Source organism: Roseburia sp. 1XD42-69, from assembly GCF_003612565.1.
In the GTDB taxonomy this organism is placed as follows: domain Bacteria; phylum Bacillota; class Clostridia; order Lachnospirales; family Lachnospiraceae; genus Roseburia_B.
The window spans coordinates 1-25754 of the sequence record NZ_RAZG01000045.1; the positions used below are offsets into that span (position 1 = coordinate 1).

Sequence of the window (25754 nt, forward strand, 5' to 3'; positions counted from 1 at the left end):
TTTTATACTAAATACTATATATTAATTTATCGTTTTTTAGTATTGAATGCTTTTCATTTCTATATTATAATATATAAAAGTTTATAGAAATTACAGGATTGAAACTGTAAAAAATCTTTGGGATAAAATCTAATAAAATGGAGGATGTTATGAACGAAATTGATTTTTCAAAAGTTGGATTAGAAATGAAAAAACGCCGTGCAGCCCTTGGGGTAACCCAGGAAAAGGTGGCAAAAGATTTGGAATGTACCGTTGCCTTTATCAGCAATGTGGAAAATAACCGGGCAAAGTTAAATCTCCGCCTTCTTCTCTACTATTCTAAGCTTTGCAATGTTTCTGTTGACACTTTGCTCAGCGCCGGGCGGGAATCTTCCACAACCCAGGACGCACAGGAACTATTGGACTTAGAGCTGATGCGTGTGTTCCACCAGCTTTCCGAAGCGGATCAGAAAAGAGTTGTCCGCATGATAAAAGCTTTTGGCAGAGAATAGTGAACTTTCTCTTTCGTAAAATCAAATACACCGGAAGCATAGAGATGTCACAAATCTGCTTTCGGTGTATTTCATATCTTTACCTTTTAACTATTCAATACCTGCAAATGATACAAAAACAGCACATCCGCCCCTTCAAAATCCACAAATTCCCCTATCCTCTCCATGGAAATATACCGGATATCCACCAGGGTGATTTTTTTATACCCCTCCGCCAAAAGCGGCGCCAGGCTGCTTCCGAAGGAATCCCGGAACATCACAAGCTCCCTGTCATTTTTGCTCTCTGGGTTTTCTATGGTAAGAAGCGCCTTAGAGCCGGACAAAAACATCTCATAGGCGTCCCTGCCATAGGCTTTTTCCATATCGTAGAGAGAAATTATCTCCGGTTTCCCGGAATCATAACATGTCACAATCAGTTTTTCTGTGAGGGGCCCGTAAAGATATTTGAGTTTATCCGGCTTTAAGGGCAGGGAAGCCTGACCGTAATATACCCCGTAAAAGGGCGCATCCACTTCCCCCACATCGTAGGGAAAAGAAAGGGAAATCCCCATTCCCCCGGCCAAAGTATCCGCCACGCCCTCCAGTGTCTCCTGTTTCCAGTGAAGGTCTGTGGCGTAATAATTTTCAAGGGAAAGAACTTCCTCCAAGGGAATATACTCTGCAACATCCCTTGTCCCATGCAAAAACATCCCTGTAAACTCCTGATAATCCAAAAAGGGATACCCAGATTCCCGGGAGAGAAAATAATTTTTATCCGGTATAAGAGATAAAAATACCCGGTTGTCCCCGGCATAGGTGTCACAGATATATAAAATGCGGTTTAACCACTTCTCCGCCGCATCTCTGTCCGCCTTTACCATAAGTTTTTCTGCATACCCATTCGTAACATAGATATTATTTACTTCTTTTTTCCCAAGAACATAAAACTGAAATACAGAATTTAACCTGCGAAACTCTTCCCGCATAGGAAACTGGTCAGCTGCATATTCTTCAAAGTGTCTCATAAACCTGCCGCTTAAAACTTCATCTGCTGTGAATTTGGGAATCTCCGCCAAATGGCGTCTCTCACTTGCAGAAAATTCTTCCCTGGGCTTTCCCATACACCAAAGGGACATTCCAAAAAATATCATCGACGTAAGAATAATCACTGCCCTGCCGTTTCTTTTCCCGCCCATCATGCCCTCCATTCCTAAAACCTGTTAAAATCGAAAGTATAAAAAAGGATTATAGGAGCTGTTTACCAGATATGCCGTATCAATGAAAAGCATCACGCCTAAACAAACCGGCAAAAGCACATCTAATACCTTTGCCCCTGTCTCCGTGGATTTCATTTTAACATACAGATGTTTTGCCCCAGGTGTACAACCAAAAACAGCCAAAATCAGAATTCCCCCGTAATCTTTCAGAAAAAACAGGGCTTCCCGGGTTGAAAAGGGAACTCCCCGCCCAAACATCATTCCTGTCCAGTACAATACCTCCTCCATATGTTCCACCCGGAAAATCAGGAAGCTTACAATAATTACAAACAAAAGATAACATCTGGATAAAATCCTGCTGTTTTCTAATTTCTTTCCCAGCCATAGTTTTTCCAAAATAAAAAAAGGAACAAAAAAAAGCCCCCAAAACACAAAATTCCAGGCTGCACCGTGCCAGATCCCTGTGGCAAGCCATACGAGGCAAATATTTCTGATATATTTCGGAAAAGATACCCGGCTTCCCCCCAGGGGGATGTAGAGATAATCCCGAAACCAGTTTCCCAGGCTCATATGCCATCTGCGCCAAAACTCCGCCACACTCCTTGAAATAAAAGGGTAATTAAAGTTTTCCGGGAAATGAAATCCCAATATCTCTCCAAGGCCGATGGCCATATCGCTGTATCCGGAAAAATCAAAATAAATCTGCATTGCCCCTGCAACTCCATAAAGCCACCCCAAAAGAAGGGATGGCTGGCCGGAATCTAAAACATTCTGTGTCAATTCCCCTAAAGTATTGGCAATCACAACCTTTTTGGAAAGGCCTGCAATAAATCTGCCAATCCCCCCGGCAATCATATCTTTGGAATGTATTCTTTGTTCCAACTGGCCCTCAATATGAGAATACCGCACAATAGGGCCTGCCACCAACTGGGGAAACATCGAGATATACGCTGCCAGAGAAATGAAATTCTTCTGAGCTTTCTGTCCTCTGCCCACATCAATGACATAGCTAATCATCTGAAATGTATAAAAACTGATTCCTATAGGAAGCACGATACCTGGCAATTCCCATGCACTTCCGGTAACTCTGGCCACATTTTCCACGACAAAATCAGCATACTTGAAATACCCAAGTATGAAAAGGGCCGCAGCCACGGAAATCCCCACCAGATATTTTTTCCACACAGATTCCCTGTATTTTTCTGCCAGAATCCCAAAAACATATCCAATGCCTGTGAGAAATACCATTAAAAACACGTAAATTGGTTCCCCCCAGGCATAAAATACCAGGCTGGTTAAGAAAAGTACCAGATTTTTATACCGCCCTGACAGGAAATAGAAAAGCAGCGCCCAGGGAAGAAAATAATAGAGAAATGTAATACTTGAAAATAACATGTGCTTACTCCAAAAGCTGGTTATAGATCACTTTTGCCCCTTCTACTTTTGATTCTGCGATTGACTGGAAACTTGTCACATTCTCCTCTGAACCAAAAGCATATAGTATATAATCCCCTGCGGTGATTACCGTAAGCCTCTCCGGAAAACCGCAGACAAACTGATTTCCTGCAACGGTGTCTCTCACGTTCTCCGCCGCTTTTTCCACCTCCGTCCCCTGTATTTTCAGTGCCGCTCCCGTAAAAGTGTTGCCGTTCATCATGTGCACAAGGCTGGCTGCATCTGTCACACTCTCCTGCAAATCTTCGGGAACTAAAAGGGTGTAAGAGAGCAGATTTGTATCCCCCCGGTCCACCGTCCCCGGTGCATCCATAACCGGGTCAGAGGAATTCCCTCCGTAACTTGGAAACTTTTCCTCCTCCGGGGTATTCTCCCATATAAGATTTAAAATATCCACCGCCTGTTCATAGCTGGCTCCCTGGCCTTTTCCGGCGTTTCCTTTATCCGAAAACCCACAGCCCATTAAAGTCAGTGCCAGTGTTGTCAGTATTAGATTCCCAAAAAATTTTTTCATAATAATCTCCTGTTCTCTCAATATAGAAAAATATGAAGCCAATACAAATATTTTTCCCCAAAGGTGTTAAAAACATTCTTTTTCTATATCTGTAATAATCAGTTTCATTTTATCCTTTCCCTGGCAGATATTTTTCTATCGTCCCCTGCTCTATCACACGCTTACCCAACAAGGTAATGGCCTTTGCCGGACAGGTATTGACACAGCGGTAACACATGGTACATGTATCCCCTGCAAAGGCCAGGCGATGTTTCAGGCTTATATTTTTCATGGGACATAACCCGGCACATTTCCCACAGCCCACGCATTTTTCCCCGTCAATTTTTACTTTATCTGAATAGCGCTCCGCCTTTCTCCCAAAATACAGCCTCTGCCCGAACAATCCCGTCATATGGCACCAAAATCCAATTCCATCCTTTGATATCTTCCCATTCTTTATGCCCAAAACGGCTTTGTCTATCTTTTCCTCCGCTCTACGTACCAGTTCCATATTCTTTTCCAGGGGACGCTTTAACACCTTTTCATCGGCTATGCTGTCCGGCATTTTTAAATGCAGTCCGCCGGTAATCTTTGCCCCGTATTTTTTCAGGAGACGTGCCAGGACGCCTGCCCCGTCTCCGCTGAACAGCCCCATGGTGGCAATCACAAAAATTCTTCTGCCTTTCTGTCCAGCTTTCCCAGAAACACTTCCAGGGCATATCTGGAATTTCCAGTTCCGCTGAAATAAATTCCCAACATTTGTGATTACTGCCTCCTTCTCATTGTCCCTTCACCTGAACATCCAGTTTCTGATATGGAATCTCAATCTCCGCCTCATCCAATGACAGTTTTATGCTCTCTAACAGCCGCCACCTCACATTCCAGTAATCCTCCGTTTTTACCCAAAACCGAAGCCCAATTTTTACCTCACTGGCGGCAAGTTCAGACACAAATACCAAAATCTCCTCCGATTTCAGTCTGTCCCTCTCCTCATCCGCCAGGCGGTAAAGAATATCTTTTGCCTTTTTTAAATCTGAGTCATAGGAGATTCCCACCTCCAAATCCATCCGACGCTTTTTACTGTGGGTCACATTGGTTAGGCTGCTGTTGGCTAAAGAACCGTTTGGTATCACAATGATTTTATTGTCCCCGGTGGAAAGTTTTGTATAAAAAATTGTAATCTCTGTCACAGTCCCCTCATTTCCATGGGTATCCTCAATAATGTAATCTCCCACATGGAAGGGCTTTAGCAAAAGAATCAGCACTCCCCCGGCAAAATTGGACAGCGTCCCCTGGACGGCAAGACCCAGAGCAAGTCCGGCTGAGCCAAGCACAGCTACAACTGATGCGGTGGTTACTCCAAAAAATGTTAAAATAATCACAACCAAAATAAAATAAAGAAAATATTTAACTAAAGAATCGATAAACTGTTTTACACCGATATCTGCATCCGCCCGTTCCATCCACCGGCGCACCATGCTGCGGACCAGTTTTATAATCCTTGCACCCACCGCATACACAACCACTGCAAGCAAAATCTGAAATCCAAAATTTAAAAACCAGGGGAGCAGCCCTTTCAGCCAGTCGCTGATCACTCCGGAATCCGTCTCTCTCACCAGTTCCACAGCATTTTCTAAAGTCATCGCCTCCGTGGATACTTCTATTCCTTCCATACCTTCCATGTAATGTTCCTCCTCATTATAGCGAAATATGCCTTCACTCTCCTTTTGGCAGCTGGGGATAGCCTCCCCCTTTCTGCAGGTGCAATTACATGTAATCTAGCGGTAGCACGTATAAAAATTCCAACTGGATAAATCAATCTGCGCAACCTTGGATGTATCGATAAGATTGCTATCTGTAGGGGGACAAAACTGATAATTCGTCCCGTCTTCGATAGACCGGGCCACCATATGCCATGCATACCATTCCGCCGTACCCCGTTTATATTTATCATACAAATTTTCCAGGGGATAATCGATCATCTCACCAAAAGCTGTTAATAGAGCGGGGGAAGAAAAGGAATCAAATTCATATTCCTCAAATTTCCAGAAGGGAACTCCTCCTTCCGCAGCTATATTCACATACCTGCCGTTGTCTGCCGCCAGTTTATAGTAAATAGAATGAAGACGCATATAGCTTGTAATCGCCTGCATTTTTTCCTTTTTGCTCATAGAACCTGTAGTCACCTGGTCAATGACAGACTGCATCCATGCCTCTTTCTCCTTATTGTAATCCCTTATATCAATATACCCCAGTACGGCGTTTGCTATAACAGGCATGCCGTCGCCGGGTCGGTCGCTCATCTTGTTTCCATTGGCGTCAAGGGCAAATTCCTGAACAGTTATCTCTGTCTTTCCGGAAATCTCAAACGCAAACACACCAACATACCCGCCATCCGTTTTATATAAAAAACTTGGAACCATCGGGCCCATGCTCTTCATATCCGCATATTCAAAAGCGGCCGGCACAAGCATCGGTTCATTCTCCTGACCGGTGGCGGTATCATAGAAGAACAGGTTAAAGTTATCCGTGGATGGATTATCGGTTTTTATATACACGATATTATACTGACCATCGGCGTATGGCGGATTAAGGAAATTTATTTCGTAGGTGTACTGTGGTGTGAAATCCTTAACCGTAATTTTGTGGCTAACACTTTTACCATCTACGGCAGCTTTAATCGTGGCAGTCCCGGCCTGATTCGCATAAATTAATACGTTATCTCCCTCAACATCGTTTTGTCCTGGCTCTGTGACAAAATCCAAGACCTCTGGATCTGAAGTTTCCCATGATACCTTCCCGTGCTGGGGGGAACTGCACAGGAGGCGGATTCTCACTTCACAGGATGTATATATAGTGCTGACCGTGTCATTTGCAAAGGCGATGCTTCCGCCGGCTGCATTTTTTACCTTCACCTTGTAGGCTGCCTTTTTCCCAGAACCGTCTGCCGCTTTTGCGGTAATAACGGCGGTTCCAGTACCCACCGCTTTTACGGTTCCTTTACTGCTCACCGTGGCGACTTTCTTGTTTGAAGTTGTCCAAACCACATCTTTGCTGCCTCCACTGGTAGTTTTAACGGAAGCTTTCAGTTTTACCGTTTTGCCCTTTGTCAAAGTGCCGGATGTCTTATCCAGTTTGACACTTGTCACCCTTCCTTTTACAACCTTCACCGTGACAACGGCTTTTAACTTCTTATTTTTTGCCGGTCTCACAATAATTTTTGCTGTACCTGCTTTTTTTCCGGTAATCACGCCCTTGCTTGTGACAGTTGCAACTTTTGTATTTGAACTCTCATATGTCACTTTTTTGTTTGCCGTCTTATTCGGCGTAACGCTTACTGTTGTTTTCAAAGTCGCTTTTTTTCCCTTTGCAAGTTTAATCGTCTTACTTCCAGTCAGCGAATTCACAGAAGTTACCTTTTTGACATTTACCTTTGGGGACGCTTTCACTGTCCCCCCCACACCTGCAAACAATAACAATGCACTCAGAAATATCAAGGTTCTTATCATAAGAACCTGTGGTTTTCTCCATCTTCTCATAATTCCCATCTCCTATCTTTTAAATTGTCCTTTTGGCGTATGCCATAAATATATAATAGACTGTATTTAGAAATTATCAATATCAAAAGTGAGGCTGTACAGCGGCTCATTGGGAATCAACCATTAAATTTCATGGATAAACAGTCCGCTTCTCAGTTTTGGCTCAAACCATGTGGATTTGGGCGGCATTAATTTCCCTGCGTCCGCCACGCCAAATAACTCCCCAATGGAAGTAGGGTACATGGCAAAGGCAACGGCACAGTCCGTGGAAACCCGCTTTTCAAGCTCGCCTAACCCCCGGATACCTCCCACAAAATCAATTCTTTCATCTGTTTTGGGATTTTCAATGCCAAGAACGGGCTGCAGCAATAATTTCTGCAAAAGGGACACATCCAGTCCCTCCACAGGGTCATTGCTCTTATCCTCCTCTTTTATGGTAAGGAGATACCAATTTCCATCCAAATACATGGAAACCTGGCCTTTTTCTTTTGGCTTTTCCTGGGAATCCAGTTTTTCCACTTCAAAAATATCATTCACTTTATTAAGGAAATCTGCGGGGCTAAGCCCGTTTAAGTCTTTTACCACCCGGTTATAATCCATAATCATAAGCTCTTCGTCTGGAAAAAGCACAGAGAGGAAATAGTTAAACTCTTCTTCCCCGGTAAAATCAGGATGGCTCTCCCTTCTTTTTAAGCCCACTTTGACAGCGGAAGCCGCCCTGTGGTGCCCGTCTGCGATATAGATTTCCCCGATTTTTTCAAAAGTTTCCTGAATGGTTTTGATCTGTCCTTCATCCTCTATGACAAAAACCCTGTGACGGATGCCGTCCTCTGAAACAAAATCGTACAGGGGCGTCTCTTGCTTTTTGGCATTTACCATGTCACGGATGACGGCATTGGCCCGGTATGCCAGAAAAATCGGCCCTGTCTGGGCGTTGCAGGCGTCCACATGGCAGATTCTGTCCGCTTCTTTCTCCGCACGGGTATTTTCATGTTTTTTTATGGTTCCCGAAAGGTAATCGTCGATGGAGGCACATGCCGCAATTCCTGTCTGAACCCTTCCATCCATGGTCAGCTCATAAATATAATAACAGGGTTTCGCCTCCCTGACAAAATCCCCTTTTTCCACCATTTCCCACAAAGTGTCATGGGCTCTCTGGTACACTTTATTCTCATAGGTTCCCACAGAATCCTCAAACTGTGTCTCCGCCCTGTCTATCTTTAAAAAACTTTCGGGGTTTTGTTCCACAACTTTTTTTGCCTCCTGCCTGTTGTACACGTCATAGGGCAATGCCGCAATTTTGCCTGCTTTCTCCTGGCAGGGGCGAATCCCTGCAAATGGTCTGATAACTGCCATATTCTTCCTCCTTTACAATGTAACGCCCCCTCACCTAGGTTCGGCGGCATATCGTCGGAAGGCATTTTTAAAAATGCTGCGCATTTGCCTTCCTCCTCCTTAAAAAATAAACCCCGCAAATTTGCGGGGCATATTCTGTTCCTATTTTACCACACGTACTTTTATCACGCCGTCGATGGCCTGTAGTTCTTTTACCACCCCTTCTGTCACCGGAGTGCCGATATCCAAAAGGGTGTATGCATAGCCTCCTTTGGATTTATTTGTCATATCTTCAATATTGATGTCTGCATTTCCAAAAACCGAAGTGAATTTGGCAATCGTTCCCTTGATATTTTTATGTAAAATGGCAATACGCCCTGCCTTGTCGCAGCCGCCCATGCTACAGTCAGGGTAGTTTACAGAATGGACAATATTTCCATTTTCCATATAGTCACGGATTTCCCGAACAGCCATCACGGCACAGTTATCCTCGGACTCCTCTGTGGAAGCTCCCAGGTGGGGAGTTAAAATCACGCCCTCTTTTCCCGCTGTGGTGGGATTTGCAAAATCGGAGACATACTTTTTCACTTTTCCAAACTCTATTGCCTCCAAGACAGCTTTTTCATCCACCAGTAAATCCCTGGCAAAATTAAGAAGCACCACGCCGTCTTTCATCTTCTCAATGGCTTCTGCGTTAATCATCTCCCTGGTAGCATCCAAAAGAGGCACATGGATGGTGATAAAATCGCACTCTTTATAGATATCTTCCACATTGCTGATATGTTTTACATTGTGGGAGAGGTTCCACGCCGCATTTACGGAAATATAGGGGTCATACCCGTACACTTCCATCCCCATGTGAGTAGCTGCATTTGCAACTAAAACGCCGATGGCCCCAAGGCCGATAACCCCCAGTTTTTTCCCGGAAATTTCGCATCCCGCAAAGTTTTTCTTCTGCTTTTCCGCAGTCTTTGCTATATTCTCATCGTCTTTATTTTCTTTAATCCACTCCACACCTCCGATAATATCACGGGAGGCGAGGAGCATTCCTGCAAAAACCATCTCCTTTACGCCGTTGGCATTTGCCCCCGGGGTGTTAAATACCACAATCCCTTGGTCTGCGCATTTTTCCAGGGGAATATTATTGACCCCGGCGCCTGCCCTTGCAACTGCCTCCAAGGTATCCGGCAGATCCAAATCATGCATTGCAGCGCTTCGCACCAGGACTGCCTGGGCGTCTTTTAAATCCTCTACCTTCTTGTAATCCTTGGAAAATAAATCCAAGCCCACATTTGCAATGGGGTTTAAACATGTGTACTGAAACATTTCTCTTACATCTCCTTATTTTTAATTTTTTGTTTTATTATAAAACTATATTTTTGTGTGACACAGTATTGTGCAGAATTTTTAAAAATGGTAACTGCTATTCTTCAAATTCAAAATCATCTTCATTCATTAGTCCTCTTATAAATTCTTCGAAATTATTTGCTAAAAATGTGACTTCATAGTCAAATTCCTGGGCGATGTGTACTACTTTAGGCTCCCCTTGTGGGCCGCACTCCCGATAATCTAAAAAAACCATATCATGTCCGGCAGTGGGAGTATCACAGATAGCTACTCCAATAGCAGGATACCCCCACTCTTCAATCATAAATTGACTGGATAACCTCAATTTTGCTGCTTCATTAGCAAATATAAGAAGCTGGTAACTTGTAACCCAATTCTTGTTCCACACTGGCAATCAGCTCGTCAGAAGGCGGCTCACTAACATAGTCTTCTTTAAGGTCATACCACTGTGCTCCCAAAAGTCCGTAAAATCAAAGTTATCAAACATTTTTAATCTACTCCAAACTCCAATTTTTTATCCATGCTGCCAACTCGTTTGTTGTCTGGCACCATTTATAATTTATGCAATTTTCTCAATACCGCATATTTGACATAACAGAATAAAGGTGTAAAGCCTATTCAGTTATCAAGTTTTATTTATAACAACTTTGTTAGATTGACCAAATGGTTTGGATGCAATATCAATCATCATATGCCAAATATTATACTCTGCAAGGGCATAATCATATATCACCATCACGTAACCAACCATTGTATCATCATTGAATATTCCAAAAGGAATGCATTGCTTATAATATACATATACTTGTGCTAAACTCCTGATTGGATTTGAAACAAATTGCTCTTGCTCTCAGCTAACTTTAGGTCAAATACCTGTATAAAGTTATTCTCATCAATTCTCGCTAATTCAATATTACTCATAATTCTTCCTATTTGTTGTGGAGGGATTATGGCATGTAATCTCCCTCCAAATTTAGTGTTACAATCGTCATAAGATAATAGTTTCTATTCATAATGAACATCTCCTTTCGGTTTAGGATATCTATAATAAACACAAACGTGTAATTGCATCGTTATAAATCCCGATTTGTAATAATATTATATTCCTTATATTGTAAACTAGCAATAAGTTTTATATGGAAACAGAAATCCCCCTAAATTCCCCTTACCAACGTGTCATATTCTTTTCAAACTTCTCTGTATATGCCTGTTTTAATTCATCGGCAGTTATTCCGTAACACAGCATAACATCATTGTAATACATAAGAACATCAGCCATTTCTTCAACAAGGTCTTTTCTTAAATCAACATCATTAGATGCCTTTATGTCTCCGTGTTTTTTGACAATATCAATCACTTCACCAATTTCACCTATCATCCAAAGCAGCTTGTGTTTCCCTGCTTCAGGAGAAATCTTTTCCCATTTATCTTTGTATTTATCCAGAAGCCTTTTTTGCATATCTAACATTTCATTTATACTAAAATCAGACATATATCTTCTCCTTTTCAGATTTCGGTTTTACCTTTTCTGCAGCTTTCCGGCAAACTGGAATTTGCACTGTTAACCTGCCAAAATCTTTACCATTTTGTACTCATCTCTATAGCTGCCATCATCATATTTAAGAGCACGGAAATTTTTTCCCATTTCCCTGAACCCAAATCGCTCATATAAATTCTTTGCGCGGGTATTTCCTTCAACCACTTCCAGTTCAACTTGTTCATATCCCATTTTTTTCGCCAGGTAAAAAGCATAATCCATCATTGCAGAACCAATACCAAGATTCCAATAATCTTTCTTAAGCGCTATTGCAAAACCGCATCTATGATAAACACGCCTTAAACCGCCAATAGATACAATACCACAATTTCCTGCAATAATACCTTCCACTTGCGCCACCATCATTATTTCACGCGGAGTATTTCTTTTATTTTCTAAAAGCTGTTCCTCTTCTTCAACGGTATAAGTAACCTCATCCCCGTTTCTGAGAAGAAATGGAGTCTCCGAAGATACCAGTTGAAGATATTCTATCATACTTTCTGCATCTCTTATCTCAACAGATCGAAGTGTGCAAATGCGGCCGTCTTTTAAATTTATTTTCTTCTCTTCAAATATCATTTTTTCTCCTCCGTAATACCCAAAAGATAATTAAACCATCGTATATTCCATGTCCGATTATCAAAGATAAAATAGAGCAATTTTTAATCTACAGAAGCAACTGCAAATATGCCATAAAAAAATCATAAATAAATTGCAATAAGTATTTATATCTTCTACCATGATCCACTAATTCACCAAAACCAAATAGATGTGGTATCAGTGTTAATATAATTGACATTGCGATGCCTGTTAGAACACCCACAATAATTTGTAAACTTATCTTGCTTTTGCTAAAGCCATAATCTGCTAACTTATCTTTATTAACAAACATTACAATTATAGGAATCAATGCAATTAACCAATAAATCAAGAGCATACTTACCATTCTTTTTTCTTGCTCACAATTTTCTCCTAGTCAAATCCCGATTTTCGTTCTCTGCAAATTCCCGACAAACAGGAATTTATTCTTTGAAATCGCACTTAAGAACTGCATACTGCGCAGTGTCAATAAACCTGCCATTTTTGTAATACTTTTGTCTGGCAATTCCTTCAAACCGCATTCCACACTTTATTAATACATGTACAGATGCAACATTGCCATCAAACACTTCAGCCTGAACACGATTTAATCCAATCTCTTCAAATGCATATCTTAATACAGCTTGAAGTACTTCTGTCATTATACTTTGTCCCCAATACTGTGGCGAAAGCATATAGCATGTATCTGACATAAAACATGATTCTTCAACATTTCCCAAATTAATCGTTCCAATCAATTCATGATTTTCTTTCCATTCAATTACCCAATGAAAATATGTATCAGATTCATAATTATTTGCCCAATTATGGACCTTTTCTTTGTATATTTCTATATCCGTTACAGGATTGAACGGAAAGTATCTGCAAACTTCTTCGAGTTTTGCCCAGTTTTCATGCATCATTTGATAATCGTCTGGAACAATTCTTCTCAAAGTACAACGTTCTGTATCTATTATTTTTGTACCAATTTTATTCATTGCACTCCTCCACAAAATCCCGATTTTTCTTTGCATGTCCACGGCAAACGGAATTTTAATCCCGCCAACAATAATAAACAGAACAATCATCACTGAATAACTGTGCACCTGAAATTAGTTCACCATTTTATCTTTTCTCTATCTCCCTTGCCAATCGGCTCTTTTTAAGTGTTCCATTTTTAACATGTCTTAGCAAAATCGTCGGATTATAGCTGTAAGACAATCTTATTTTGTAATAATTTATCCATTCTATCAGGGCAAACTTGTCAGTTCCCTCCTCAGTTTTTCTTTTGATGAATTCATAGCATCCTCCCACTAAACCCCGATTTTACGCTCTCTATCACTCCCCGGCAAATCGGCCTGATTCGTAGAGCATATACTTTGTTTCATAATCCAATTGATTCATCAACTCCCAAATTGCTGGTTCCTCCTGTATTCTTCTTTCACTTTTAGCTTTTCAACAACCTGAATTGTACCATACAGACAAACCCCAGGCAGAGCTTTTTGCCGCCATAGGTGATTTCGTCTATATGGTACAACCTTTTCACAAACTATGAATTCTTCTTCTCAAATTCCCGCATAAACTCCACCAGTTTCTCAACGCCCTCCTTAGGCATAGCGTTGTAGATGGAAGCCCGCATGCCTCCCACTGACCTGTGGCCTTTTAAGTTTTCAAATCCTGCGGCTTTTGCCTCGGCCACAAATTTAGCTTTTCAACAACCTGAATTGTACCATACAGACAAACCCCAGGCAGAGCTTTTTGCCGCCATAGGTGATTTCGTCTATATGGTACAACCTTTTCACAAACTATGAATTCTTCTTCTCAAATTCCCGCATAAACTCCACCAGTTTCTCAACGCCCTCCTTAGGCATAGCGTTGTAGATGGAAGCCCGCATGCCTCCCACTGACCTGTGGCCTTTTAAGTTTTCAAATCCTGCGGCTTTTGCCTCGGCCACAAATTTTGCATCCAGCTCTTTGTCCCCGGTCACAAAAGGCACATTCATCAGAGAGCGGTCTTTTTCCACAACTGTGCCCTTAAATAACTTGCTTTCATCCAGAAAATCGTAGAGAATTTTTGCCTTCTCCTCATTTTTCTCTTTCATCACGGAAAGGCCGCCCATTTTCTTTAACCATTTAAATACTTTTCCGCAGATATAGATACCATATGCAGGAGGTGTGTTGTAAAGGCTCTCTGCATCTGCATGGGTTTTGTATTTTAACATGGTTGGGGTGCCGGGAAGGGTGTCCTCGGTGATTAAGTCTTCTCTGATAATTACAATGACAACTCCTGCCGGGCCGATATTTTTCTGAACTCCGCCGTAGATTACCCCGTATTTTGTCACGTCCACTGGCTCGGACAAAAAGCAGGAAGACACGTCTGCCACTAAAGTATGGCCTTTCGTGTTTGGCAGAGTTTTAAATTTTGTGCCGTAAATAGTGTTGTTCTCACAGATATAAACGTAATCTGCGTCCTCCGGGATATCCAAATCGGAGCAGTCCGGTATGTAGGAAAATGTTTTATCTTCGGAGGAAGCCACTGCAACGGCGTCTCCGTAAATCTGTGCTTCTTTCCACGCTTTTTTTGCCCACTGGCCGGTTACAATGTAAGCGGCTTTCTTATTTTTCATTAAGTTCATGGGAATCATGGCAAACTGCTGTGACGCCCCTCCCTGTAAAAACAGTACCTTGTAGTTATCGGGAATGTTCATAAGCTCCCTTAAATCTGCCTCTGCCTCTTTGATAATGGTGTCATAGGCTTTGGAACGATGGCTCATCTCCATAACAGACATTCCCGTTCCCTTATAATCCATCATTTCATCTGCTGCTTCTCTTAAAACCTCTTCCGGCAGGACTGCAGGCCCTGCGGAAAAATTGTAAACTCTGCTCATTTTTTCTGGTCTCCTCCTCTTTTTTCCATGACTCGGCTTTTGCCGCCGACAAATGTCTCATACCATGTAATGTATCCGTTTTTACAAAATATGTCAATGTTTTTCGTAATCTTCCTCTGTAAACACTTCACTGATAGCTGCCCCTGGCGCTACCATAGGAAACACTTTGTCATCTCTGTCTATGACACAGTCAATGAGTACCGGCTTCCCTGACTTTAAAGCTTTTTCAAAGGCCTGGTCAAATTCCTCCCGGCTGCACGCCCGGTATCCTTCCGCTCCCATGGCCTCCGCCAGCTTCACATAATCCATGCCGTCGTCAAGCACTGTTGCGGAGTAGCGTTTCTCATAAAACAAATCCTGCCACTGCCTTACCATGCCAAGAACGTGATTGTTCACTACAATTTCTATCAGGGGAAGTTTTTCCCTGGCCGCCGTGGCAAGCTCGTTCATATTCATGCGGAAACACCCGTCCCCGGCAATGTTTATGACCTGTTTCCCCGGATTTGCCGCCTGGGCGCCAATAGCTGCCCCAAGGCCGTATCCCATGGTTCCAAGCCCCCCGGAAGTCAAAAGGGTGCGGGGCTCTTTATACTGGTAAAACTGTGCCGCCCACATCTGATGCTGCCCTACTTCCGTGACGATTAAGGCATCCCCTTTTGTCTTTTCATAAACTTTGCTCACCAGATAGGGGCCGCTTAACCCTTCCTCATGGCAGGTAAGGGGGTACTGCTCTTTGTATTCCCCAATATGGCCAAGCCACGCCTTATGCTCCATAGGGTTTAACCTGGCGTTTAACCTGGTTAAGACTTCTTTAATATCCCCGATGATGCAGGCCTTTACCATGATGTTTTTATTGATTTCCGCCGGGTCCACGTCAATCTGGAGAATTTTTGCATGTTCCGCAAATTTGCTGGCATTTCCAATGACCCGGTCGCTGAACCTTACCCCAAGGGCGATTAAAAGGTCGCATTCGCTTACTCCTAAGTTGGAGGTTTTTGTGCCGTGCATCCCCAGCATTCCGGTATACTTTTCTTTCCTGCCGTCGTAGGCCCCTTTTCCCATCAAAGAGTCGCACACCGGCGCCTGGACTTTCTCCACAAATTCCTCAAGCTCTCTGCTGGCCTCTGAGATAACTGCGCCGCCCCCTACAAAAATATAGGGCTTTTTGGCCTTTTGTATCATTTCCACTGCGGTGCTTATATCTTCTTCCCTTATCTGCTCCGTATCCCTTTTTGCCTGCTCTGGTTTTACAGGGACATACTCACATGTATTTGCCGTCACATCCTTTGGGATATCCACAAGCACCGGGCCGGGGCGCCCCTTTGTGGCAATGGCAAAAGCCCTGCGAATGGTATCCGCCAGTTTTTCCACATCTTTTACGATAAAATTATGCTTTGTAATGGGCATGGTGATTCCTGCGATGTCAATTTCCTGGAAACTGTCTTTTCCCAAAAGGGGAACTCCCACATTGCAGGTAATTGCCACAACGGGAACAGAATCCATATAGGCCGTTGCAATTCCCGTCACCAGGTTTGTAGCCCCGGGGCCGCTGGTTGCCAGACACACCCCTACCTTTCCGGTGCTTCTGGCATATCCGTCCGCCCCGTGGCTTGCTCCCTGCTCATGGGAAGTTAAAATATGCCTGATTTCATCTCTATGTTTATACAGCTCGTCATATACATTTAGAATTGCACCGCCGGGATAACCGAACACCGTATCCACGCCCTGTTCTTTGAGACATTCTATAACAATCTGCGCACCTGTAAGCTGCATGAAAATCTTCCTTTCTCTTCATAATTTTTTCAGTTACTTCCAAAACCGGCTTCTAATTTTTCTTGAGGATAGCTCCCCTGTTCCCTGATGTCACCATGGAAGCATACCTCTCAATATATCCCCCGGTAGTCTTTGGCTCCCTGGGCTGCCATTTTTCTTTTCTCTTTGCCATCTCTTCCTCAGAAATATCCACATCCAGTTTCATTTCCGGGATATTGATTTTAATGATATCTCCCTCTTCCACTAAGGCGATGGGGCCTCCCACTGCAGCTTCCGGGGAAACATGGCCGATGGATGCCCCCCGGCTTGCCCCGGAGAAACGTCCGTCTGTGATAAGGGCAACGGAAGAGCCCAGTCCCATTCCCGCAATGGCGGAGGTGGGATTTAACATCTCCCGCATACCTGGTCCCCCTTTGGGGCCTTCATAGCGGATCACCACAACGTCCCCTGCCACGATTTTTCCGCCTTTGATGGCTTCAATGGCATCCTCCTCACAGTCAAATACCCTTGCCGGGCCCTCATGTACCATCATCTCCTCCACAACGGCGGAACGTTTTACCACGCCGCCGTCGGGGGCTAAGTTTCCGCTTAACACCGCAAGGCCCCCTGTTTTGGAATAAGGATTGCTTACGGGACGGATGACTTCTTCGTTTTTGTTTACAGCATCTTTAATATTCTCTCCCACGGTTTTTCCCGTCACGGTGATGCAGTCCGTATGTAAAAGCCCAATGTCCGCCAGCTCTTTCATTACGGCGTACACGCCCCCTGCCTCATTTAAATCCTCCATATAGGTGGGGCCCGCCGGAGCCAGGTGGCAGAGGTTCGGGGTCTTTTCGCTAATTTCGTTAGCAAATTTTATATCAAAGTCAAATCCTACTTCATGAGCGATTGCCGGAAGATGGAGCATACTGTTGGTGGAACATCCCAGAGCCATATCCACAGTGAGGGCGTTTAAAATTGCCTCTTTTGTCATAATATCCCTGGGGCGGATGTCTTTCTTTAACATCTCCATAACAGCCATTCCCGCATGTTTTGCCAGTTTAATTCTCTCGGAATACACCGCCGGGATGGTTCCGTTTCCCTTTAATCCCATGCCCAGTGCCTCTGTGAGGCAGTTCATGGAATTTGCCGTATACATACCGGAACAGGAACCGCAGGTAGGGCAGGTTTTTTCCTCATATTCCCTTACATCCTCCTCTGTCATAGTCCCTGCCGCATAGGAACCAACTGCTTCAAACATAGAAGAAAGGCTTGTTTTTTTGCCCTTGACATGGCCTGCCAGCATGGGGCCGCCGGAAACAAAGACGGTGGGGACATTGACCCTTGCAGCCGCCATCAAAAGCCCCGGAACATTTTTATCACAGTTTGGCACCATAACCAATGCGTCAAACTGATGGGCCAGGGCCATGCACTCTGTGGAATCTGCGATTAAATCTCTTGTGACCAGGGAATATTTCATCCCCACATGTCCCATGGCAATTCCGTCACACACTGCTATGGCCGGAAAAACAACGGGCACGCCTCCTGCCTCCGCCACTCCAAGTTTCACAGCATTTACAATTTTATCCAGGTTCATATGCCCCGGCACAATCTCATTATAAGAACTTACAATTCCCACCATGGGCTTATTCATTTCCTCTTCCGTAAAGCCCAGTGCGTTAAACAGACTTCTGTGGGGCGCCTGCTGCATCCCCTTTTTCACATGATCACTTTTCATTTTGCCTTCCTCCTAAACACGTTCTGCAATCAAATTTCCCATCTCTTTTGTGCCCACCTGTTTCACAGAGGCTTTTTTTGCCTCTTCCTGGGGCATAATGTCGATGGTTCTGTATCCTTCTTTTAACACCTGTTTTACGGCTCCTTCTATGGCCTCCGCCTCTTTGTCCAGATCAAAAGAATAACGCAGCATCATAGCCGCACTTAAAATCGTGGCAATGGGGTTTGCAATTCCTTTTCCTGCAATGTCCGGGGCGGAGCCGCCGCTTGGCTCATAGAGTCCGAATTTTGTATCGTTTAAGCTGGCGGAGGATAACATTCCGATGGAACCTGTCACCATACTTGCCTCGTCAGATAAAATGTCTCCAAACATATTTTCCGTCAGAATCACATCAAACTGCCTGGGGTCTTTTACAAGCTGCATAGCACAGTTATCCACCAGCATGTGCTCATAGGTAACTTCCGGGTAATCTCCTGCCACCTCTTCCACAATTTTTCTCCACAGCCTGGAAGAGTCCAACACATTTGCCTTATCCACACTGGTCACTTTTTTCCGGCGCTTCATGGCAATGTCAAATCCCCTCTTTGCAATTCTTCGGATTTCATTTTCGTTATAGGCTAAAGTGTCCACGGCTGTCATCACCCCGTCCACTTCTTTTGTCTCCCTTGCTCCAAAATAAAGGCCTCCGGTGAGTTCCCGCATAATCATCATGTCAAATCCTTCCCCGATAATGTCATCCCTTAAGGGGCATGCCTCCTTTAACTCCTCATAGAGATAGGCAGGCCGCAAATTGGCAAATAAATTCAGGGATTTTCTGATTTTCAAAAGCCCTGCCTCCGGTCTTTTATCCGGGGGAAGTTTATACCAGGGAGAAGTTGCGGTATTGCCTCCGATAGAGCCCATCAGCACAGCATCGCTGGCTTTTGCCTGCTCTATGGCCTCATCTGTCAGAGGAACTCCCGTGGCATCAATGGAACATCCTCCCATGAGGATTTCTTCATATTCAAAGTCGTGGTGATACTTTTTTCCAACTGCATCCAGTACTTTTTTTGCTTCCGCTACGATTTCCGGGCCAATCCCGTCACCGGAAATCACGCCTACATGATAACTCATTTTCATCTTCCTTCCTTCTGGTATTGCTGCTTTCGCAGATTTTCGCCTATTGTTACTATAATATAATAATAAAGGGAAGATTTCAATATAGTTTATCATTATAGTTTTTCATATTTTTTATAAATTTGGGTTATATTGGGAGACTCTGTAAGAAAAACATACATATTGCATCAACGTCCCATTCTATTTTTTGCAGGCCAAGTATGCCCAGCTGCTGGAAGGAAAGAAAAAAACTATGCCGAGTATCGGCGATCCCGCAAGGAAATGCGGGAACTGCTGACCGCAAAAGCCAATGTGGACCGGCTGATGGGATACGGGAAGGAACGCCAGAAAGACTGGGAAAAGGAACAAGGGCAGGACCGTTGACGATTCATTTTTATGTACTATTCACCGCCCCAGGCGGTAAAAAGCGTTCCGCAGGAATGCGCAGCCACAGAATGAAATTCTGTGTTCAAAGGGGCTTGGGGGCGCTGCCCTCAACAAGCAAACAGAACGGAATAACCTTCTTTTTCCCGAAAAAGAACAAAGCCGGTGAGGAATTTTGTGGTGGTTCTCGGCTTTGCGTTTCTTCTCGTTCTGTTTTTCTTTTCGTTGGCAACACGCTGTTGCGCCTGTTTCAATACCTGCAATGCCTTTTCTAAATCTTTGCTGACTTCGTTATTGTTCTCAATCATTTTTGACCCTCATTCCTTTCTGTGGCTGTGTTAATAGTTTCTGAAAATAAAAAAGGCAGCGGATTGTCTATTAAGATAATCGCTACCTAAAAGTAAACAATATTCAATTTTTATGTTTAATTCTGTTCCCAACAAACAAGAGGTTTGCACATATATCAATTATCCATATCCAGATTAAATCCTATGATATTATTCGTTTTCCGATTAGCAAAAATCTCTCCGTAACCAGTTGTAAGATTATACAGAACACTCCATTGTAGTTTGTCTATATTTCCATCAAAAATACCGACATCAGCCAATAATTGAACTGCCTGACCTGCCTCAAGTATACCGTTATTCGCTTCTATCGCATTTTGCACTTCATCATAGCGTTCAAATTCAGTAAATCCTTCTCCAATATTCAATCCGTCATAGACAATAAAATTAGAAGCAATTTGATATTCGTCCTCCGCTTCAACAACACAAAGCTCTTGATTTACATATTCCACAATGACAGAATGCCCACTTGCATCAGCAATTAAATAATGGCACTCGATACCTCCAGAAAAATATATATTATATTGTTTTAACAATTCAATGGCTTCTTCCACTGTAGCCGCTTTATCAAGTACAAGCCGGATTGCTGTGGTTGTATTTAATGTTATTTTGTCGGGATTATATGGGACTTCCGCTTCTGGCACTGCAAGCACAGTAATCGCAAGCCCTTTCTCATTCATTCCGTCAAAGGGAAGAAATGGTGCGGCTAACGTCAGGAAATTATCAAAAAGTGAACCACTTGGTAAATTGTCCTCGGAATATCCTGCAAAAGAAAGATTGACGGTGGAAACCGAAGCATATCCATTATTAGGTGCAGTGTAAAGTTGTAAAGACGGGGCATATAAATAATCAAAATTTCTTCCAAACAAAATATCGCCATTCTCATTTTTTACGACAAAAGCTGTGCAACCGTCTCCTGTAACACCCAAATTTATTGGCAGTCCTTTCAACAACCTTTTTGTTACAAATGCTTCAATGTCCGCATCTTTTTCAGCACCAATTTCCAGAAAGTCATCAAATCCATAATCGCCATAATATGTCATTTGATACATTCCGTAATCATCAACCTTTTTCAATGACATCAGAGAGCGCAATTCATTTCTAAACAATACAAGTGCTGCGATTATAATAATCAACAAAGCTATTCCTATACCTACTATAACCCGAAGGACAATTTTCTTCTTTTTTTGTTTCATATTTACCTCACTCCATAATTTCAATTTGTTTAATTATCCAACGCTGTTATTATACCATAAGCACATACACAATCCCATTAAATTTTGCTTAATCTCCCTTTGCCTTATTATTAGCAATCATCATCTGCCTTGCCCGTTCCCTCGGCTTACGGCCGCTGACATACGAGGGAGGGACGCTGCACTACCACAAATGCACAGTACCTGCTGCGCATGGCGGGAATCCTTAAATATATGTAATTATTTAAACAATTTTATGTAATACTAATACATGCCTTTGACATAGTATTCTTCGGCTGTTTGGTTCGGCCCTTTGTCTGGTTAGAAACAATTAGGGAACTGTCTATAAAAACTACAAAAAGAGAGCCTCCATGCACATGAAATGTGCCGAAAGCCCTCTTTCAGACGTTTTTCTGATATTTCCCTTATTCCGTTTTCGTTTCCGCCAATGACCAGAGGTCAGAAGATAAATCAATGCGCAATACCGGAACAACAGCGCTGCTGATATTGTGGACGCTGCTGCCGGTTTTATCCACAAATCCGCTGCAGGTAATACCTGCCGCACTGTCTTCGGTGCTTCCGGGAGAACTCAGCCAATAGTTGCACCCTGCAAAGTCATCGCACCCTGTATACGCTCCCATTGCATGGGCGTAATCGCTGGGTTTTAAACTGCGGCTTACAGAATTCATGCTATCATCCCTGCAAAATCCATAGGACGGGTCTACCGCTTCCTCTAAGGATAAAAGGCGCACCTTATCCCCTGTCCGGCCCATAACTGCCTCCTGCTCCCCGCTGTCAAAAGCCCCAGTGTAAAATTCGCTGTTCAGCCAGTCCCGGAGCGTGCAGTCCTCCCATGCAACGGAGATAAATTCTTCATTGTAATCCTTACAGTCAAGCCCCTTATCCGCCATTAAAAACAAAGCAGAACCATCATTGGAAAGCACCCGCCATCGGATTGGCTCCCACTTGAAATAGCGGTACTCCCTGTCTCCAAAAAATCCGCCGTAATTCGTGTCGTCTCTGCTTATCCTCCGGTACTTTGTGCCATCCACCAAGGCATCCCCATTGGCATCATAGGACGCTCCAGTGACCGCGGATGTAAGGGCCTTCCCCTTCACTTCCCTCTGGGGGTAGCTGCCAAAACAGACATAACTCCAATCCGTATCATCCGGGTCATAATTTTGCTTTGCACAGTGATGCACCGGATTTTTCGGCAGTTCCCCTTCCTTTGCCTGCTTCCCTGCGGCATCACTTGTCTGTGCAAAAATCCCCTGTGCTGTCAAAAGAATTGCCGCCATAACCGGCAGTACTGTATATTTTTGTATCCTTCTCTTTGCCTTTTGTCTCATGTTGTACTCCTTTCTGGTTTTTGATATCCAATCCCAATTTTAACATATCGGGACATGGATTGCAAACAAAAAGTCCTTTACAATGAAACCAATGCAGATTTTTCTCTTTCGATTAACGCCTGGACTTCCGCCTGGAACTGTATAAGTCCTCTTTTACAATCAGCCCCTGCAAAATCTTTGACACATAAAACAGATCCCGTAACGGTATGTTGGGGTTTACCGTGGACTGGCGCTCATACAAATCCAGGGAAAAATCTATCACACAGGACATATCTTTTTTCAGGTTCATGTACAGGGCGTTTTCCAGTGTGGTGATTTCCAGATCCTCCGGGTTTTTGTAATCTGTTCCGTTTACCGCATTGTAAAGGGACAGCAGGTTTTCTTTGTCCTTAAAAAATCATGCGGAATACAGTGTCTTTGTACTTGCTTTGTCCCTTAGCCTCACAGTCTCCATCACTCTAAATCTTCCATGTTAAAACTTTCACTTTTCAAATCACAATAATATCTGCCTTTTACGGCAGTGAATTTCAATACGCAGTAGTCCGGGTCATCCACCCCCTGTTTGTAGTACATGGTATCCCCTGTACACCAGATTTCCCGCTTGATGCCAGCCTCCTGCAAAACTTCCATTGTGCCTGTGAGCATAATACCCTCATACTTAAAACGCCCTCTTTTATAAACATAGACGCTTGCCCTGGGATTCTCCATAAACTGTTTTGTGCGCAGGGAAGATGTATTGGTAGAAAAGTAAAAACAATTCCCCTCTATCTTCCGGGGCGTAAACATCGCTTTTATATTTGGAAAGCCATCCTCATCCACCGAGCCGATAAAAACTGTCTTCTGCTTTTTTATAAATGCAGTGATGTATTCTCCTGTTATCATAAAAAACCTCCTGACCCTTACTGTCTGCCTGTATGCAGATTTTCTGTCAGGGTCTCCAGAATCCGGGCCAGGTACTGTTCAAACTGTACCTGCTCTTTTTCTGAAAACCCCTGGTAAAATAAATCATTCATCTGCTGGGATACCGCTTCATATTCTGCCTGCAGAGATTTCGCATACTCCGTAAGGGATACAATGGTCTGACGGCGGTTTTGGGGATTAATGCTCCGCTCCACAATCCCCTTGTTTACCATACCGTCTATTACAGCAGATACCGTATTCTTGGCAAGGGAAGTTTTCTCACTGATTTCGCTGATTGTAAGATCATCGTCCTTCCACAAAATAAACAGAATCCTTCCCTGCCCGCCGCTTATTTCAATGCCGTTTTCAGCCAATAACCTTTCAAAAATCCTGTCCTGGAGCTGCTTTATCTGTGTAATATAAAATCCGCCTCTGGTTTCCAAATCAGCACCTCAAATCTAATTAGAACATTTCCAAATAGAACTGTTATTAATTTAACACAGAAAAACAGGCCTGTCAACAGAAATAAAAAGATACCTTGACATTTAAGTTTGAAAACCCTACAATAATTTCTATCAAACGCAAAAAGGAGAACATCATGCTGAACAACAAAGGATTTGACTTATGGGCGGATGGATATAACAAGGCGGTGGGCCTTTCGGAGGAAGAAAACACCTACCCCTTCGCAGGATATAAAAATCTCCTTGCCGCCATCTATAAAAATGTACTGAAAAAAGAAAAACCGGACGTCCTTGATATCGGTTTTGGAACGGGTACCCTCACCGCAAAACTATATGGAATGGGCTGCAATATATACGGTCAGGATTTTTCCCAGAGAATGATTGAACTTGCCCGGGAAAAAATGCCGGATGCCCATTTATACCAGGGAGATTTCTCCCAGGGTATTGTAAAACCCCTTCTTGAAACATCCTATGACTTTATTATTGCAACCTATTCCCTCCACCATTTAACGGACGATGAAAAAGTTGTTTTTATTAAAAATCTAAAAGGGCTGCTGAAAGAAGACGGAACCATTTTCATCGGGGACGTGGCTTTTCTCACCAGAGAGGAACTGGAAACATGCCGCAGGGAAGCAGGTTCTGCCTGGGATAAGGATGAGATTTATTTTGTGGCCGATGAATTGCAGGAAACTTTCCCAGAAATGGAATTTACCAGGATTTCCTATTGTGCGGGGATACTTTCTTTTAAAAAATAATCTGATGAGGACAAGACAATGAAAAAGCGGATTTTGATTTTGGGTGCCACCGGAACCGTAGGCACAGCCATATACAGACAGCTTTCCCAGGAAAAAGACTGGGAAATCTGGGGGACATATTGTTCCTCAAAACAAAAGGATTCTTCTATGCTTCGGTTTTCTGTGGAAATGCCTGATAAAATCCACTCTCTTTTAGGTCAGGTACGCCCTGATCTTGTCATCTCCTCCCTCCGGGGAAATTTTGACAGACAACTTACCGTCCATGAAAGTATCGCCGGCTATCTATCCGCCAACGGCGGAAAAATCATCTTCATTTCCACCGCCAATGTCTTTGACGGAAACTGCAAAAAAAAACATTATGAAAATGACCCCACAAATTCAGACAGCGAATATGGCCGTTTTAAAATACAATGCGAAGATTTACTGAGAGAACGGCTGGGCAGCCGCACCGTAATCATACGAATTCCCTTTGTCTGGGGCAAAAACTCCCCAAGGATTCAGGAAATAAGAAAGGGATGTGAAAAAGGGGAACTGGAAGTTTACACGGATTTTTTCAGCAATCACGTTGCGGATTTGCAGATTGCAAAGACCCTCCGGTGGATAATTGAGGAGGATAAAGAGGGAATTTTTCATGTAGGAACCTCCGATGTCATAGAGTACCAGGATTTTATACAAAAGCTTATCTGTGCAATGGGGGGGAAAAAACCCTGCTTTGTTTGCCAAAAAGAGCCGGGGGTCATGGCTGTTTTAAACAGCCGGGATGACCTGCCGAACTCTTTGAAATGGGACAGTGAAAGGTTAATTGCCTATCTAAATAGTTAGGAAAAATGTCATGCGGCACTGCTCTAATTTACAATAGAAACTTGTCGTATATCCTTTTTCCGCCTTAGCCCCGCATTCCATGCACATCATAAGCAGCACCC

At 43.3% G+C, this 25754-nt stretch carries 25 protein-coding genes and 3 pseudogenes; 4 read left to right on the forward strand and 24 right to left on the reverse strand.

All coding sequences use genetic code 11. From position 1 onward, the window contains the following. Window positions 1-149 precede the first annotated feature (149 nt). Complete coding sequence (locus D7Y06_RS17030) at window positions 150-491, forward strand: helix-turn-helix domain-containing protein (RefSeq protein WP_158591401.1); 342 nt, start codon at window positions 150-152, stop codon at window positions 489-491. An 86-nt stretch (window positions 492-577) separates the two neighbouring features. Here the strand turns inward: D7Y06_RS17030 and D7Y06_RS17035 are convergent, their stop codons facing one another. From D7Y06_RS17035 to leuB, 18 genes and pseudogenes are all read right to left on the reverse strand, one after another. After that, window positions 578-1669: a DHHW family protein gene (locus D7Y06_RS17035; protein ID WP_158591402.1), complete on the reverse strand. Its 1092-nt coding sequence runs from the start codon at window positions 1667-1669 to the stop codon at window positions 578-580. Window positions 1670-1690: 21 nt separating this feature from the next. Further along, window positions 1691-3082: an MBOAT family O-acyltransferase gene (locus D7Y06_RS17040; protein ID WP_120408947.1), complete on the reverse strand. Its 1392-nt coding sequence runs from the start codon at window positions 3080-3082 to the stop codon at window positions 1691-1693. Window positions 3083-3086: 4 nt separating this feature from the next. Then, window positions 3087-3656 carry a hypothetical protein gene (locus tag D7Y06_RS17045; protein WP_120408948.1) on the reverse strand — a complete coding sequence of 190 codons (570 nt, stop codon included), beginning with the start codon at window positions 3654-3656 and terminating at the stop codon, window positions 3087-3089. Window positions 3657-3765: 109 nt separating this feature from the next. Continuing rightward, complete coding sequence (locus tag D7Y06_RS17050; RefSeq protein ID WP_330566505.1) at window positions 3766-4302, reverse strand: EFR1 family ferrodoxin; 537 nt, start codon at window positions 4300-4302, stop codon at window positions 3766-3768. A gap of 112 nt (window positions 4303-4414) precedes the next feature. Further along, on the reverse strand, window positions 4415-5317 hold the full coding sequence (locus tag D7Y06_RS17055; protein ID WP_243119370.1) for a mechanosensitive ion channel family protein: 903 nt from the start codon (window positions 5315-5317) through the stop codon (window positions 4415-4417). 96 nt (window positions 5318-5413) lie between these two features. Beyond that, entirely contained in the window at window positions 5414-7174 is a 1761-nt protein-coding gene (locus D7Y06_RS17060) for an Ig-like domain-containing protein (protein WP_158591403.1), read from the reverse strand. A gap of 123 nt (window positions 7175-7297) precedes the next feature. Further along, complete coding sequence (locus D7Y06_RS17065; protein ID WP_120408950.1) at window positions 7298-8530, reverse strand: DUF1015 domain-containing protein; 1233 nt, start codon at window positions 8528-8530, stop codon at window positions 7298-7300. A 141-nt stretch (window positions 8531-8671) separates the two neighbouring features. After that, entirely contained in the window at window positions 8672-9835 is a 1164-nt protein-coding gene (locus tag D7Y06_RS17070) for a phosphoglycerate dehydrogenase (RefSeq protein WP_120408951.1), read from the reverse strand. Between the two features lie 100 nt (window positions 9836-9935). Further along, window positions 9936-10340, reverse strand: a pseudogene (locus tag D7Y06_RS17075) (SMI1/KNR4 family protein); the annotation flags it as partial. A gap of 681 nt (window positions 10341-11021) precedes the next feature. Next, complete coding sequence (locus D7Y06_RS17085; RefSeq protein WP_120408952.1) at window positions 11022-11348, reverse strand: MazG nucleotide pyrophosphohydrolase domain-containing protein; 327 nt, start codon at window positions 11346-11348, stop codon at window positions 11022-11024. 69 nt (window positions 11349-11417) lie between these two features. Continuing rightward, window positions 11418-11972 carry a GNAT family N-acetyltransferase gene (locus D7Y06_RS17090; protein WP_120408953.1) on the reverse strand — a complete coding sequence of 185 codons (555 nt, stop codon included), beginning with the start codon at window positions 11970-11972 and terminating at the stop codon, window positions 11418-11420. Window positions 11973-12060: 88 nt separating this feature from the next. Further along, window positions 12061-12339 carry a hypothetical protein gene (locus D7Y06_RS17095; protein ID WP_120408954.1) on the reverse strand — a complete coding sequence of 93 codons (279 nt, stop codon included), beginning with the start codon at window positions 12337-12339 and terminating at the stop codon, window positions 12061-12063. A 76-nt stretch (window positions 12340-12415) separates the two neighbouring features. Next, entirely contained in the window at window positions 12416-12970 is a 555-nt protein-coding gene (locus tag D7Y06_RS17100; protein ID WP_120408955.1) for a GNAT family N-acetyltransferase, read from the reverse strand. 551 nt (window positions 12971-13521) lie between these two features. Next, window positions 13522-13680, reverse strand: a pseudogene (locus D7Y06_RS17110) (3-phosphoserine/phosphohydroxythreonine aminotransferase); the annotation flags it as partial. Window positions 13681-13777: 97 nt separating this feature from the next. Next, window positions 13778-14860: a 3-phosphoserine/phosphohydroxythreonine transaminase gene (gene serC / locus D7Y06_RS17115; protein ID WP_120408957.1), complete on the reverse strand. Its 1083-nt coding sequence runs from the start codon at window positions 14858-14860 to the stop codon at window positions 13778-13780. A gap of 93 nt (window positions 14861-14953) precedes the next feature. Beyond that, window positions 14954-16633 carry a biosynthetic-type acetolactate synthase large subunit gene (ilvB, locus tag D7Y06_RS17120; RefSeq protein WP_120408958.1) on the reverse strand — a complete coding sequence of 560 codons (1680 nt, stop codon included), beginning with the start codon at window positions 16631-16633 and terminating at the stop codon, window positions 14954-14956. A 52-nt stretch (window positions 16634-16685) separates the two neighbouring features. After that, on the reverse strand, window positions 16686-18350 hold the full coding sequence (gene ilvD, locus D7Y06_RS17125) for a dihydroxy-acid dehydratase (RefSeq protein WP_120408959.1): 1665 nt from the start codon (window positions 18348-18350) through the stop codon (window positions 16686-16688). Window positions 18351-18362: 12 nt separating this feature from the next. Continuing rightward, entirely contained in the window at window positions 18363-19463 is a 1101-nt protein-coding gene (gene leuB, locus D7Y06_RS17130; RefSeq protein WP_120408960.1) for a 3-isopropylmalate dehydrogenase, read from the reverse strand. A 190-nt stretch (window positions 19464-19653) separates the two neighbouring features. Here leuB and D7Y06_RS17135 point away from each other — a divergent pair. Next, a pseudogene (locus tag D7Y06_RS17135) lies at window positions 19654-19829 on the forward strand (relaxase/mobilization nuclease domain-containing protein); the annotation flags it as partial. A gap of 110 nt (window positions 19830-19939) precedes the next feature. Here D7Y06_RS17135 and D7Y06_RS26590 read toward each other — a convergent pair. From D7Y06_RS26590 to D7Y06_RS17155, 6 genes are all read right to left on the reverse strand, one after another. After that, window positions 19940-20137: a hypothetical protein gene (locus tag D7Y06_RS26590; protein WP_199714746.1), complete on the reverse strand. Its 198-nt coding sequence runs from the start codon at window positions 20135-20137 to the stop codon at window positions 19940-19942. Window positions 20138-20292: 155 nt separating this feature from the next. Then, window positions 20293-21369 carry a linear amide C-N hydrolase gene (locus D7Y06_RS17140; protein ID WP_120408961.1) on the reverse strand — a complete coding sequence of 359 codons (1077 nt, stop codon included), beginning with the start codon at window positions 21367-21369 and terminating at the stop codon, window positions 20293-20295. Between the two features lie 422 nt (window positions 21370-21791). Further along, window positions 21792-22715, reverse strand: coding sequence for a DUF6273 domain-containing protein (locus D7Y06_RS17145; protein ID WP_120408962.1), 924 nt, complete (start codon window positions 22713-22715; stop codon window positions 21792-21794). A 112-nt stretch (window positions 22716-22827) separates the two neighbouring features. After that, the gene (locus tag D7Y06_RS28030) at window positions 22828-23004 is read right to left on the reverse strand and encodes a hypothetical protein (protein WP_158591404.1); all 177 of its coding nucleotides are present in this window, start codon (window positions 23002-23004) and stop codon (window positions 22828-22830) included. Between the two features lie 164 nt (window positions 23005-23168). Next, window positions 23169-23597, reverse strand: coding sequence for a pyridoxamine 5'-phosphate oxidase family protein (locus tag D7Y06_RS17150; RefSeq protein WP_120408963.1), 429 nt, complete (start codon window positions 23595-23597; stop codon window positions 23169-23171). 17 nt (window positions 23598-23614) lie between these two features. After that, a complete protein-coding gene (locus tag D7Y06_RS17155) occupies window positions 23615-24058 on the reverse strand; it encodes a MarR family winged helix-turn-helix transcriptional regulator (protein WP_120408964.1) in 444 nt (147 codons plus the stop codon). A gap of 155 nt (window positions 24059-24213) precedes the next feature. Between D7Y06_RS17155 and D7Y06_RS17160 the strand changes: the two genes are divergently transcribed. Then, window positions 24214-24831: a class I SAM-dependent methyltransferase gene (locus D7Y06_RS17160; protein WP_120408965.1), complete on the forward strand. Its 618-nt coding sequence runs from the start codon at window positions 24214-24216 to the stop codon at window positions 24829-24831. An 18-nt stretch (window positions 24832-24849) separates the two neighbouring features. Next, entirely contained in the window at window positions 24850-25653 is an 804-nt protein-coding gene (locus tag D7Y06_RS17165; RefSeq protein WP_120408966.1) for a sugar nucleotide-binding protein, read from the forward strand. Window positions 25654-25754: the final 101 nt, after the last annotated feature.

Excerpts from the sequence above, each read along its gene's own strand:
- D7Y06_RS17030 (WP_158591401.1), top strand. The coding sequence starts at position 150 with ATGAACGAAATTGATTTTTCAAAAGTTGGATTAGAAATGAAAAAACGC.
- D7Y06_RS17035 (WP_158591402.1), bottom strand. The coding sequence starts at position 1,669 with ATGATGGGCGGGAAAAGAAACGGCAGGGCAGTGATTATTCTTACGTCG.
- D7Y06_RS17040 (WP_120408947.1), bottom strand. The coding sequence starts at position 3,082 with ATGTTATTTTCAAGTATTACATTTCTCTATTATTTTCTTCCCTGGGCG.
- D7Y06_RS17045 (WP_120408948.1), bottom strand. The coding sequence starts at position 3,656 with ATGAAAAAATTTTTTGGGAATCTAATACTGACAACACTGGCACTGACT.
- D7Y06_RS17055 (WP_243119370.1), bottom strand. The coding sequence starts at position 5,317 with ATGGAAGGTATGGAAGGAATAGAAGTATCCACGGAGGCGATGACTTTA.
- D7Y06_RS17060 (WP_158591403.1), bottom strand. The coding sequence starts at position 7,174 with ATGAGAAGATGGAGAAAACCACAGGTTCTTATGATAAGAACCTTGATA.
- D7Y06_RS17065 (WP_120408950.1), bottom strand. The coding sequence starts at position 8,530 with ATGGCAGTTATCAGACCATTTGCAGGGATTCGCCCCTGCCAGGAGAAA.
- D7Y06_RS17070 (WP_120408951.1), bottom strand. The coding sequence starts at position 9,835 with ATGTTTCAGTACACATGTTTAAACCCCATTGCAAATGTGGGCTTGGAT.
- D7Y06_RS17085 (WP_120408952.1), bottom strand. The coding sequence starts at position 11,348 with ATGTCTGATTTTAGTATAAATGAAATGTTAGATATGCAAAAAAGGCTT.
- D7Y06_RS17090 (WP_120408953.1), bottom strand. The coding sequence starts at position 11,972 with ATGATATTTGAAGAGAAGAAAATAAATTTAAAAGACGGCCGCATTTGC.
- D7Y06_RS17095 (WP_120408954.1), bottom strand. The coding sequence starts at position 12,339 with ATGGTAAGTATGCTCTTGATTTATTGGTTAATTGCATTGATTCCTATA.
- D7Y06_RS17100 (WP_120408955.1), bottom strand. The coding sequence starts at position 12,970 with ATGAATAAAATTGGTACAAAAATAATAGATACAGAACGTTGTACTTTG.
- serC (WP_120408957.1), bottom strand. The coding sequence starts at position 14,860 with ATGAGCAGAGTTTACAATTTTTCCGCAGGGCCTGCAGTCCTGCCGGAA.
- ilvB (WP_120408958.1), bottom strand. The coding sequence starts at position 16,633 with ATGCAGCTTACAGGTGCGCAGATTGTTATAGAATGTCTCAAAGAACAG.
- ilvD (WP_120408959.1), bottom strand. The coding sequence starts at position 18,350 with ATGAAAAGTGATCATGTGAAAAAGGGGATGCAGCAGGCGCCCCACAGA.
- leuB (WP_120408960.1), bottom strand. The coding sequence starts at position 19,463 with ATGAGTTATCATGTAGGCGTGATTTCCGGTGACGGGATTGGCCCGGAA.
- D7Y06_RS26590 (WP_199714746.1), bottom strand. The coding sequence starts at position 20,137 with ATGATTGAGAACAATAACGAAGTCAGCAAAGATTTAGAAAAGGCATTG.
- D7Y06_RS17140 (WP_120408961.1), bottom strand. The coding sequence starts at position 21,369 with ATGAAACAAAAAAAGAAGAAAATTGTCCTTCGGGTTATAGTAGGTATA.
- D7Y06_RS17145 (WP_120408962.1), bottom strand. The coding sequence starts at position 22,715 with ATGAGACAAAAGGCAAAGAGAAGGATACAAAAATATACAGTACTGCCG.
- D7Y06_RS28030 (WP_158591404.1), bottom strand. The coding sequence starts at position 23,004 with ATGAACCTGAAAAAAGATATGTCCTGTGTGATAGATTTTTCCCTGGAT.
- D7Y06_RS17150 (WP_120408963.1), bottom strand. The coding sequence starts at position 23,597 with ATGATAACAGGAGAATACATCACTGCATTTATAAAAAAGCAGAAGACA.
- D7Y06_RS17160 (WP_120408965.1), top strand. The coding sequence starts at position 24,214 with ATGCTGAACAACAAAGGATTTGACTTATGGGCGGATGGATATAACAAG.
- D7Y06_RS17165 (WP_120408966.1), top strand. The coding sequence starts at position 24,850 with ATGAAAAAGCGGATTTTGATTTTGGGTGCCACCGGAACCGTAGGCACA.